This window comes from Pseudomonas kribbensis (assembly GCF_003352185.1).
GTDB lineage: Bacteria > Pseudomonadota > Gammaproteobacteria > Pseudomonadales > Pseudomonadaceae > Aquipseudomonas > Aquipseudomonas kribbensis.
On the sequence record NZ_CP029608.1, the window covers coordinates 1,711,251 to 1,721,426 of the forward strand.

Sequence of the window (10,176 nt, forward strand, 5' to 3'; positions counted from 1 at the left end):
GGCTTTGTTTTGACCTTTGGAAAAACTGCCATGTCGTGTGTGTTCGAGGTGTTGCGGTGAGCGTCAGTCGGCGCAGTGCCGACGGCTTTGCCCTGCAGGTGATGATCGGCCTGTGCCTGATCTGGGGCGTGCAGCAGGTGCTGATCAAGTGGGCGGCGACCGACATTGCGCCGGTGATGCAGGCGGCGGGGCGGTCGGGAATTTCCGCACTGCTTGTAGGACTGCTCATCTGCTGGAAGGGCGGCTGGGATCAGGTCGGCACGACCTGGCGCGGCGGCTTGCTGGCCGGTGCCTTGTTCGGGCTTGAGTTCCTGTTCATTTCCGAAGGTTTGCAACTGACCACTGCGGCGCACATGTCGGTTTTCCTCTATACCGCGCCGATCTTCACTGCGCTGGGCGTGCATTTCCTGTTGCCCAGCGAGCGTCTGCGGCCAGTGCAATGGCTGGGGATCTTCATGGCATTTGTCGGGATCGCGGTAGCGTTTGCCGGCGGCGTGTCATGGGACAACCTCGATCACCGCATGCTGCTGGGCGATGCCCTCGGCGTGCTGGCCGGGGCCAGTTGGGGCGCGACCACCGTGGTGGTGCGCGCCTCGCGCCTGTCGGAAGCGCCGGTGACGCTGACGCTGTTTTATCAGTTGATCGTCGGTTTCGTCGGCCTGCTGCTGATCGCGCTGCTCAGCGGCCAGATCACCCATGTCAGCCTGACCGCCGTGGCGGTGGGCAGCGTGTTGTTCCAGGGCCTGGTGGTGTCGTTCTTCAGTTACCTGACCTGGTTCTGGCTGCTGCGCCGTTATCTGGCGGCCAACCTGGCGGTGTTTTCCTTCATGACCCCGTTGTTCGGTGTCACGTTCGGCGTGGTGCTGCTCGGCGAAGAACTGAGCCTGAACTTCATCATCGGTGCCGTGCTGGTGTTGCTCGGCATCACCTTCGTCAGCGCGGAACAGTGGGTGCGTCGGCGTTTGCGCAAAGCGCTCGGCCAGTCGTAAGCGGCTTCCACGCCAGACCGCCGGCAATCAGCAGGCCGCTGCCGGCGATCACCAGCGCCGGTTGCAGGCCACCGCTGAAGTGGCTGCTGACCGCCGCCAGCAACGGCCCGCTGAGCTGACCGACAGCGAAGCACGCGGTGAGCAGGCCGGCGTTGCGCTGGGTGGCGTGGGGCGCCAGTTCCCGGGAACGCTGCATCACCAGTTGCATGCAGGCCAGGAACGGCGTGCCGCACAGGATCACGCCCAAAGCCAGGCCGAGGCCGCTGCCCAGCAGGCAGGCAAAGACACCAGCCGCTTGCAACCACAACGTCGCCACCAGCCAGTGACGGGTGGTGTCCGGATCGTGCCGACGCAGACTCACCAGCAACACACCGAGAGCGGCGCCGAGGCCGAAGCATGGCCAGAACAGATCCGCCTGCCATTGTCCGTGAAACTGCGCGTTGGCCATCTGCGACAGGAACGTGGCCGGAATGATGTAGCCCACGCCGTACAAGGCATACACCACTGCCAATCGCCCAATGCCGCGATTCGAATGATTGTCGGCGGCAGGCGCGACGCTTGCACTGACGCCCGGTTGCGGCAGGATCCGTACGATCCCCAGCAACATCACCAACGCCACGGCGGCATAGATCAGCCACAAAGTGGCGGAAGTTTGCTGCGCCAGATGCGAGAACAGCGCCAGCAACCCCGTCAGAAAGATTCCAAGGCCCGGCCCGGCAAATACCAGCGCTCCCAATCTCGGGCGACCCGCCGCCGCAGCCAGCGGCTGACTCAGCGCCGTAATCATCACCAGCACCCAGGCACTCGCTACACCCGTGCCGAAGCGCAGCAGCAGATGCGACCAGAAACCGTTGGCCCAGAACGACGCCAGCGTCAGCAGTACACATAGCCACAAGCCGCCATGCAGGCGCCGCTGCACCTGATCGGGCCGGCGGGAAAACATCGCGTCCACGGCGCCGAGCAGATAGCCGAGGTAGTTGGCGGCGGCAATCAGACCGGCGGCGGTCAGATCAATCTGCCCTTCGCTGATCAGGTGGGGAAGTTGCGGCGTGAGGGCGAAACGCCCGATGCCCATGGCCATCATCAGGGCAATGAAACTGGCGGATAAGCGAATCAGCGGCGACATGGTCTGGATTCCGTTAGAGGTTCAATGACCGTCAGGCTAGGACTGATTGACTTTCTTTAAAATTGAATAATAGTGAGTAACTTGTTCTGTTCAGGAGAAAGGTTGTGGAGTTCAGCCAGCTGCGAATCTTCCAGGCCGTGGCGGAGGAGGGCTCGATCACTCGCGCCGCCGAACGCCTGCATCGCGTACCGTCGAACCTGTCGACCCGGCTCAAGCAGCTCGAAGAGCAATTGGGCGTCGAACTATTCGTCCGCGAGCGTCAGCGTTTGCAGTTGTCGCCTGCAGGAAAAGTCCTGCTGGACTACACCGGCAAACTGTTCGCCCTGCGCGATCAGGCCAGCGCGGCGGTGATGGGCGGGCAACCGGCGGGGGATTTCGTGCTCGGCACCCTGTACAGCACCGCCGCAATTCACTTGCCGGCGTTGCTGGCGCGGTATCACAAGCAGTATCCGGCGGTGAATCTGCAGGTGCAGTCCGGGCCCAGTGGCGAGTTGCTGGAGGGGCTGCTCACCGGGCGGCTCGATGCTGCGCTGGTGGACGGCCCGCCGCAACTGGCCGGGATCGACGGCGTGCCGTTGTGCAACGAGCGGCTGGTACTGATCAGCGAGGCCGATCACCCACCGGTGCGCAGTGCCAAGGATGTCGAGGGGCGGGCGGTGTTCACCTTTCGCCATGGCTGCGCCTACCGCGCGCGGCTGGAGTCGTGGTTCGCTCACTATCACGCGGCGATGGGCCGGGCGATGGAGATCGAGTCCTACCAGGGCATGCTCGCCTGCGTGATTGCCGGCAGCGGCGTGGCGCTGATGTCGGAGTCGATGCTCGCCAGCCTGCCGGGCCGCGAAAGTGTCGCGGTGCACCCGCTGGCCGAACCTTTTGCCAGTGCGACAACATGGCTCATGTGGCGCCGGGGCATGGTCGGGGCCAACCTCAACGCGTGGATTGAACAGCAGCAGGCGCTCTATCCCGTGGCTGGCGAAGATACCCGGGAAACGGCTTGAACGATCGGTCAGGGATTCTGATCCATTCAGTAACAGATCATTGCGGATTTCGCCGAGCATTGCGTAGGACTTCGGACTATTATCAGTGCGAAGCGGCTACAGAATTCCGGCCGCTCAGCACCACCCTGAAGGGGGCATGACGATGAAAGAGAAAATTCAGAACTGGCTGCACGATTTGGGTGTTGCCCTCGGCTTGATCGAACCGCCTCTGCAACCGGTCCCGATTCGCACTGACGACGAACAGCGTCGGCGTCAGCAGCGTCGGCGGTAATGCCTTCCGGCTCCAAGGATTAAAGATTAGAGAGGTCGCCGTTTCGGGCGGCTCCGGCAGAAAAGAAGCTGGAGCCGCCCGAAACGGCGACCTTTTGCTTTTCAGTGCCGCCCTATTTCCAACAGAAACCGGCTCAAGTCATTCGCGGTTTTCGCGCTCTTGAGCATTCGGTCCTCTTCTGCGGTGAAGGCCGTCAGTCCGAATTCATCTTCCAGGTGGAAGATCAGATCCTCGATGTCCGCCTTCTCCAGACCCAGCTCCGCCAGACTGGTGTTGTCATTGAAGTCGCGGTGTTCCAGCAGGCGTTTGATGAATCGGTGCACGGCGGCACGCACGGCAGCTCTTCTCATGGCAGATGTTCAAAAAGTGGCGGGATCTGACTGGAGTACAGCAGGCCTCAGGCGTGTCGGCGCAACCATTCGTCAATCATCGAGCGTAAATGCTCTCCCGAGAAACTGCCGAAATGGCCGCCATGCACCGTGCGGATCTTCAGGACCTGCAAGCGTCGCAGGCTGGCGGCGTAGTCCTCGAGATTGGAGTGGTAGGCGTCTTCGATCAACGGCCCGTCGTAGATGATGTCGCCGCTGAACAGGGTTTCGGTGGCCGCTTCATAGAGACTGATCCCGCCCGGTGAATGCCCCGGCGTGTGCAGCACCTGCAACGTGCGGTTGCCGAGGTCCAGCACATCACCGTCCTCGACAAACCCGGTGGCCGGCGCAGCCTTGACCCGGTATTCGGCGTAGCACAACGGGCAATCCGGGTGCGCTTCGAACATGTCGTCGCCGACGAAGGCGCGGCTCAAGTCATTCTCGCCATCCGGCGCTGCCAGAATGTCCGCCTCGGCGGGATGCACCAGCCGTTCGGCAAATTCGTGATGACCGGCGATGTGGTCGAAATGGCAATGACTGGCCACCGCCACCAGCGGCCGCTCGGTCAGCCACGGCAGTTGCTCGCGCAGGCTCACCAGGCCTGAACCGCTGTCGAGCAGCAGATCCTTGTCCCGCCCCTGAACATGCCAGAGGTTGCAGCGATAGAACGGGCGGATGTAGGGCTCATGGATCAGGCGAATGCCATCGTTCAGGTGCTGCACCTCGAACCACTGATCGCGAGAAACAATCTTCATAAAGCATTTCTCCAGACGAAAAAAAACGAGTATGGCAACCGACGCCACACTCGTCGAAGAAAGCATCAAGTCGTTATGTTCAGCTTAGATCGCGCTGGCCACCGGGGCAGGGCGACGGGATACCAGGCTCACCACCACAAAACTCACCAGACCCACAGCCAGGCTGTAGTAGATCGGGGTGTTGGCGTCCAGACCGTCCTTGACCATGAACAGCAGTGCGGTGGCGAAACCCAGGCCCATGCTGGCGATGGCGCCGGCGGTGGTGGCGCGTTTCCAGAAAATCGCACCGATCAGCGGGATCAGCATGCCGCCCACCAGCAGGTTGTAGGCCAGGGTCAGGGCGCTGATCACGTCATTCACAATCAGCGCGATACCCAGCACCACAACACCGGTCAGCAGGGTGAACAGGCGGTTGATGCCCAGGCTCGATTGTTTGCCGCCACGCAGTTTCGGCAGCAGGTCTTCAGTCAGGGTGGTGGCGGCGGCGAGCAGACCGGCGCTGGCGGTGGACATCATCGCGGCCAGGGCAGCGGCGATCACCAGACCACGGATGCCGTCCGGCAGCGACAGTTTGACGATGGCGGCGAAGGCGTTGTTGACGTTGTCCAGATCCGGGATCAGCACGTGTGCTGCCATGCCGATCAGGGCGCAGGCCAGACCGTAGAGGATGCAGTAGATGCCCGCGAAGCTGCCGGCGTACTGAGCCACTTTTTCATTCTTGACGGTGAACACCCGTTGCCAGATGTCCTGACCGATCAGGATGCCGAAGAAGTAGATCATGAAGTAGGTGATGATCGTGTCCCAGCCGATGGTGGTGAAGTTGAACGCCGCCGCCGGCAGCTTCAGCACCAGTTCGTCCCAGCCACCGACTTTGTACAGGCAGATTGGCAACAGGATGAACATCAGGCCCACGGTCTTGATGATGAACTGGACGATGTCGGTCAGGGTCAGCGACCACATGCCGCCGATGGCCGAGTACACCACCACCACGCCACCGCCGAGCAGCACCGAGACCCAGAACGGCAGGCCGAACAGCACTTGCAGCACGGTGCCGATGGCGAGGATCGAGGTCACGCCGATCATCAGCGCGTAGGCCAGCATGATTGCCGCGCTCGCCGAGCGGGCCATCGGGTTGTAGCGTTTTTCCAGGACCTGGGTAACGGTGTAGATCTTCAGTTTCAGCAGCGGCTTGGCCAGGAACAGGTTCAGCGCGACGATGCCGCAACCCAGTGCCGCGCACAGCCAGAAACCGGAGATGCCGTGCACGTAGCCCAGACGCACGGTGCCGACGGTGGACGCGCCACCCAGAACGGTCGCGGCCATGGTGCCCATGTACAGGCTCGGGCCGAGGTTACGCCCGGCGACGAGGAAGTCCTCGTTGGTCTTGGCTTTGCGCATGCCGAAATAGCCGAGCAACAGCATGCCGGCCGCGTAGATGAGGACGACGAATAAATCCAAAGCCATGATGGCGTGTCTCCGATTGTCTTTTTTATGGTGAGGCTGGAATCAGTTTTCCCTTGTGGGAGCGAGCCTGCTCGCGATAGCGATTTTTCAGTCACATCGATGTTGGATGTGCTGCCGTCATCGCGAGCAGGCTCGCTCCCACAGGGGGATGGTGTCAGGCTGGCTGACGCATTTCAGGCTTTGCTGCCGTGGCAGCACCCTTGCTCCGTGGATCCTTCGGCCCGTAGACCAGCGCCGGTTCCGGGAACAGGCTCAGCAGCATCAGGTACATCACCGAGGCCAGACCGAGGGTCACCAGCAGGCTGATGTCGATGCCGCCAGCCAACTCACCGAGCGGCCCGACGAACTGCCCCGGCAGGTTGACGAAGCACAGGCCGACCGCCGCGCTCGGGATCCACGCGCCCAGGCCGCGCCAGTTCCAGCCATGGCTGAACCAGTAGCGTCCGCCTTGCTCCCCGCGAGTAAACACTTGCAGGTCGTCCGGGCAGTAGAAGCCGCGACGCACCACCAGGCCGATGATCATGATCACCATCCATGGGGTGGTGCAGGTGATGATCAGCACCGCGAAGGTCGACACGCTCTGCACCAGGTTCGCCGCGAAGCGCCCGATGAAGATGAAGGCAATCGACAGCACGCCGATCAGCAACGTCGCCTTCACTCGCGACAGCAGGCGCGGGAACACGCTGGACATGTCCAGCCCGGTGCCATACAGCGACGTGGTGCCGGTGGACATGCCGCCGATCACCGCAATCAGGCACACCGGCAGGAAGAACCAGCTCGGCGACACCGCCAGCAGACCGCCGACGTAGTTGTTGGCCGCGATGTAGTCCGGTGCCTGGATCGCCACGATGGTCGCGGTGGTCAGGCCGAACAGGAACGGAATGAAGGTGGCGACCTGCGAGAAAATCACCGCCGCCATGATCCGCTTGCGTGAGGTTTCACGCGGGATGTAGCGGGCCCAGTCGCCGAGGAACGCGCCGAAGGAAATCGGGTTGCTCATGGCCACCAGTGCGGCGCCGATGAACGCGGCCCAGAAGCCAGGCTGGCCGAGGCTGACGGTGCCGGCGTAGTGCGAATCGAAAGGACCGACGAAAGCGAAGATGCCCAGCAGGAACAGCAGGCTCGCGCTCCAAACCGCAACCTTGTTAACCCACAGCAGGAAGCGGAAGCCGTAGATGCACACGGTCAGCACCAGAATCGCGAACAGACCGTAGGCCAGGCCCAGGGTCAGGTCGGTTTCCGGCAGGCCGATCAGGCGTTTCGCACCACCAATCAACGCATCCCCCGAACTCCACACCGAGAGCGAGAAGAAGGCGATGGCGGTCAGCAGCGACAGGAACGAACCGACGATCCGCCCATGCACGCCAAAGTGTGCACCGGACGACACGGCATTGTTGGTGCCGTTGAGCGGTCCGAACAGGCCCATCGGTGCGAGGATCAGCGAACCGAGCAGCACGCCCGAGACAATCGCCCAGACGCCCGCCTGAAACGACAGGCCGAACAGCACCGGGAAACTGCCGAGCACGGCGGTGGCAAAGGTATTCGCGCCGCCAAAGATCATGCGGAACAAGTCCACGGGACCGGCGGTGCGTTCGTTGTCCGGGATCTGTTCGACCCCGTGGGTTTCAATCTGCGTAAGGCTTTGGTCTTTGTTGTTGTTATTCATGATCTGCTCCGATCATAAAGGCGCGCTCATCGTGCGTGAGCGTCACCTGTCTTGGCTAAGGGGGTGGCAGCCCTTCCGGCATTGCGGACAAATGTTCGTGGCAGGCCAGCCAATGGCCTTGTTGTTCTAGGCTCGACGCTTGTTTCCTGAAAACAATCGTCTCGCGCTCCTGGCTGAAGTGTTGCTCCCCTTGCATGCGCAGCTCGGTGGCCACGTCATGGATAAACACCGCCACGTCACCCTGCAGGCTGACGAAAGCGTTGCTCGAGGTGCACGACAGCACCTCGAAGCCATCCTCGGCGCGCCAGCTGTCCCACAAGGCCTGATAGGCATCGCGCGACAGCAGGGGCTGTTCGAGGGTGTAGAACACGAAGCTCGCATCGGCGCTGAACGCGCCGAAGTAGGCTTCGCGATCGTTGCGGGCGAAGGCGGACACCAGATCGGCGGCCGCTTTCAGAACCTGATCACGTTCGTTCATGACCCGACCCTCAGCGGTGGACCACGCCCGGCAGTACGCAGAGCATTTCGTACAGCAGGTTGGCGGCCAGCAGCGAGGTGTTGCCGGTGGTGTCATAAGCGGGCGAGACTTCTACCAGATCGCAACCGATCAGGTCGAGGCCCTGGCAGCCGCGAACGATTTCAATCGCCTGAATGGTCGTCAGACCACCGATTTCCGGGGTGCCGGTGCCCGGTGCCCAGGCCGGGTCGATGCCGTCGATGTCGAAGCTCAGGTACACCGGGCCGCCACCGACTTTCTCGCGCACTTCGGCCATCAGCGGTTCCAGCGACTTGTGCCAGCACTCTTCGGCCTGCACCACGCGGAAGCCCTGATCACGGCTCCAGTTGAAGTCGTCAGCGGTGTAGCCCTGCGCACGCAGACCAATCTGCACCACGCGGTCGCAGTCCAGAAGACCTTCTTCGACGGCGCGACGGAAGGTCGTACCGTGGGCGATCTTCTCGCCGAACATGTGATCGTTAACGTCAGCGTGAGCGTCGATGTGCACCAGACCGACCTTGCCGTGCTTTTTATGGATGGCACGCAGGATCGGCAGGGTGATGGTGTGGTCGCCACCCAGGGTCATCGGGATCACGTTGTGCTCGAGGATGTTGTCGTAGGCTTCTTCGATGATGCGCACGGCGTCGAGCAGGTTGAAGGTGTTGATCGCCACGTCACCGATGTCGGCAACCGACAGCGAGTCGAACGGCGCAGCGCCGGTGGCCATGTTGTACGGACGGATCATTACCGATTCGGTGCGGATGTCGCGCGGCCCGAAGCGGGTGCCGGGGCGCAGCGAAGTACCGATGTCCAGTGGCACGCCAACGAAGGCAGCGTCCAGGCCGGCAGCGGTCGGTACATGGGGGAGTCGGAGCATGGTGGCGATGCCGCCGAAGCGCGGCATTTCGTTGCCGCCCAGTGGTTGGTGAAGAATCTTGTCCACGGGTAGGGCCTCATCGTCTTTGTTTTATTTATGTCGGCGCGCCGTTCAGCACAGGTTCGGACGCCGCTGTGGGGCCGATTCTGCGAAATGTAGTGAGATGGAAGAATCGCTACGAACAAAAACTTAGTTCAGAATTTTCTAAACTAATCGGAAGGCTGGAGATAGACTTCTCGCCCATGCTCGTTGCCCGATCAGTGGAGTCCCCATGGCCAACGCTTTACCCGACCTGAAACTTTTGCGCATCTTCGTCAGCGTCGTGCGGCATCAGGGGTTTGCCAACGCGCAGCAGGAACTCAACCTGTCGACCTCGGCAATCAGTACCTACATGAGTCAGCTCGAAGCCGCGCTCGGCCTGGTCCTGTGCCATCGTGGTCGCGGTGGTTTCAGCCTGACCAGCAAGGGCGAGCTGTTCCATCAGGAAACCTTGCGTCTGCTCGCCGAACTCGAAGGTTTCGAGCAATACGCCGCGGCGCTCAAGGGCGAGTTGCGCGGCACGCTCAATCTGGGGGTGATCGACTCTACGGTCAGCGACAAGGCCTTGCCGTTCGCCGAAGCCATCGGCGCCTACAGTCAGGAACACCCGGCGGTGCATTTGCACCTGTCGGTGATGAGCCCCTACGAATTGCAACTCGGCGTGCAGGACAACCGCCTCGATCTGGCCATCGGCGCGTTTTCCACGCGCATGAGCGGTCTGGTGTACATGCCGCTGTACCGCGAACAGCACTGGCTGTATTGCAGCAGCCGTCACCCGTTATTCAACGAACGGCGAATTCCCGAACAGGTCATCACCCAGCAACGCATGGTCGGACGCGGCTACTGGAGCCAGGCGGAACTGGCACGCCACGGTTTCAAACACAGTGCCGCTACCGTGGAAAGTATGGAGGCGCAGCTGATTCTGGTGCTGTCCGGCGCCTACATCGGTTACCTGCCGGAGCACTATGCGCAAGCCTGGGCCGACAAGGGCGACCTGCGGGTTTTGCTGCCGGCGACCTTCGGTTATCAGGCGCCGTTTTCCATGATCATGCGCCGTGGCCGCAGCCGCGAGCCGCTGATCCAGACTTTCCGTGACCTGCTCAAAGCGCAGCTCAATCAGGCATAAG

11 protein-coding genes are annotated in these 10,176 nt (G+C 62.0%); 4 read left to right on the plus strand and 7 right to left on the minus strand.

The genetic code is table 11. From position 1 onward, the window contains the following. Window positions 1-56 precede the first annotated feature (56 nt). A complete protein-coding gene (locus DLD99_RS08000; RefSeq protein WP_085710351.1) occupies window positions 57-989 on the plus strand; it encodes a DMT family transporter in 933 nt (310 codons plus the stop codon). Here DLD99_RS08000 and DLD99_RS08005 read toward each other — a convergent pair. Then, window positions 934-2,115, minus strand: coding sequence for an MFS transporter (locus DLD99_RS08005; RefSeq protein ID WP_114881846.1), 1,182 nt, complete (start codon window positions 2,113-2,115; stop codon window positions 934-936). The two genes, DLD99_RS08000 and DLD99_RS08005, sit on opposite strands and share 56 nt — an antisense overlap. A 104-nt stretch (window positions 2,116-2,219) precedes the next feature. Here DLD99_RS08005 and ptrR point away from each other — a divergent pair, with 104 nt between their 5' ends. Next, window positions 2,220-3,113: a putrescine utilization regulator PtrR gene (ptrR, locus tag DLD99_RS08010; RefSeq protein WP_114881847.1), complete on the plus strand. Its 894-nt coding sequence runs from the start codon at window positions 2,220-2,222 to the stop codon at window positions 3,111-3,113. A gap of 142 nt (window positions 3,114-3,255) precedes the next feature. Beyond that, window positions 3,256-3,384, plus strand: coding sequence for a PA1414 family protein (locus DLD99_RS29485; protein WP_007914492.1), 129 nt, complete (start codon window positions 3,256-3,258; stop codon window positions 3,382-3,384). Window positions 3,385-3,485: 101 nt separating this feature from the next. Here the strand turns inward: DLD99_RS29485 and DLD99_RS08015 are convergent, their stop codons facing one another. From DLD99_RS08015 to speB, 6 genes are all read right to left on the minus strand, one after another. Then, the gene (locus tag DLD99_RS08015; RefSeq protein WP_085710356.1) at window positions 3,486-3,734 is read right to left on the minus strand and encodes a phosphopantetheine-containing protein; all 249 of its coding nucleotides are present in this window, start codon (window positions 3,732-3,734) and stop codon (window positions 3,486-3,488) included. Between the two features lie 47 nt (window positions 3,735-3,781). Next, window positions 3,782-4,507 carry an MBL fold metallo-hydrolase gene (locus DLD99_RS08020; RefSeq protein ID WP_114881848.1) on the minus strand — a complete coding sequence of 242 codons (726 nt, stop codon included), beginning with the start codon at window positions 4,505-4,507 and terminating at the stop codon, window positions 3,782-3,784. Between the two features lie 84 nt (window positions 4,508-4,591). After that, window positions 4,592-5,971 carry a sodium:solute symporter family protein gene (locus tag DLD99_RS08025; protein WP_114881849.1) on the minus strand — a complete coding sequence of 460 codons (1,380 nt, stop codon included), beginning with the start codon at window positions 5,969-5,971 and terminating at the stop codon, window positions 4,592-4,594. 154 nt (window positions 5,972-6,125) lie between these two features. Further along, window positions 6,126-7,637 carry a purine-cytosine permease family protein gene (locus DLD99_RS08030; RefSeq protein ID WP_114881850.1) on the minus strand — a complete coding sequence of 504 codons (1,512 nt, stop codon included), beginning with the start codon at window positions 7,635-7,637 and terminating at the stop codon, window positions 6,126-6,128. A 55-nt stretch (window positions 7,638-7,692) separates the two neighbouring features. Beyond that, window positions 7,693-8,115 carry a YybH family protein gene (locus tag DLD99_RS08035; RefSeq protein WP_085730101.1) on the minus strand — a complete coding sequence of 141 codons (423 nt, stop codon included), beginning with the start codon at window positions 8,113-8,115 and terminating at the stop codon, window positions 7,693-7,695. 10 nt (window positions 8,116-8,125) lie between these two features. Continuing rightward, window positions 8,126-9,076, minus strand: a complete 951-nt coding sequence (gene speB / locus DLD99_RS08040) for an agmatinase (RefSeq protein WP_007956591.1) — start codon at window positions 9,074-9,076, stop codon at window positions 8,126-8,128. A 205-nt stretch (window positions 9,077-9,281) separates the two neighbouring features. Here speB and DLD99_RS08045 point away from each other — a divergent pair, with 205 nt between their 5' ends. Then, window positions 9,282-10,175, plus strand: a complete 894-nt coding sequence (locus tag DLD99_RS08045) for a LysR family transcriptional regulator (RefSeq protein ID WP_007956593.1) — start codon at window positions 9,282-9,284, stop codon at window positions 10,173-10,175. The last annotated feature ends 1 nt before the right edge of the window (window position 10,176 follow it).

Bases quoted from the DNA above. Each gene is read 5' to 3' on its own strand.
- DLD99_RS08005 (WP_114881846.1), bottom strand. From the start codon at position 2,115: ATGTCGCCGCTGATTCGCTTATCCGCCAGTTTCATTGCCCTGATGATG.
- DLD99_RS29485 (WP_007914492.1), top strand. From the start codon at position 3,256: ATGAAAGAGAAAATTCAGAACTGGCTGCACGATTTGGGTGTTGCCCTC.
- DLD99_RS08015 (WP_085710356.1), bottom strand. From the start codon at position 3,734: ATGAGAAGAGCTGCCGTGCGTGCCGCCGTGCACCGATTCATCAAACGC.
- DLD99_RS08020 (WP_114881848.1), bottom strand. From the start codon at position 4,507: ATGAAGATTGTTTCTCGCGATCAGTGGTTCGAGGTGCAGCACCTGAAC.
- DLD99_RS08025 (WP_114881849.1), bottom strand. From the start codon at position 5,971: ATGGCTTTGGATTTATTCGTCGTCCTCATCTACGCGGCCGGCATGCTG.
- DLD99_RS08030 (WP_114881850.1), bottom strand. From the start codon at position 7,637: ATGAATAACAACAACAAAGACCAAAGCCTTACGCAGATTGAAACCCAC.
- DLD99_RS08035 (WP_085730101.1), bottom strand. From the start codon at position 8,115: ATGAACGAACGTGATCAGGTTCTGAAAGCGGCCGCCGATCTGGTGTCC.
- DLD99_RS08045 (WP_007956593.1), top strand. From the start codon at position 9,282: ATGGCCAACGCTTTACCCGACCTGAAACTTTTGCGCATCTTCGTCAGC.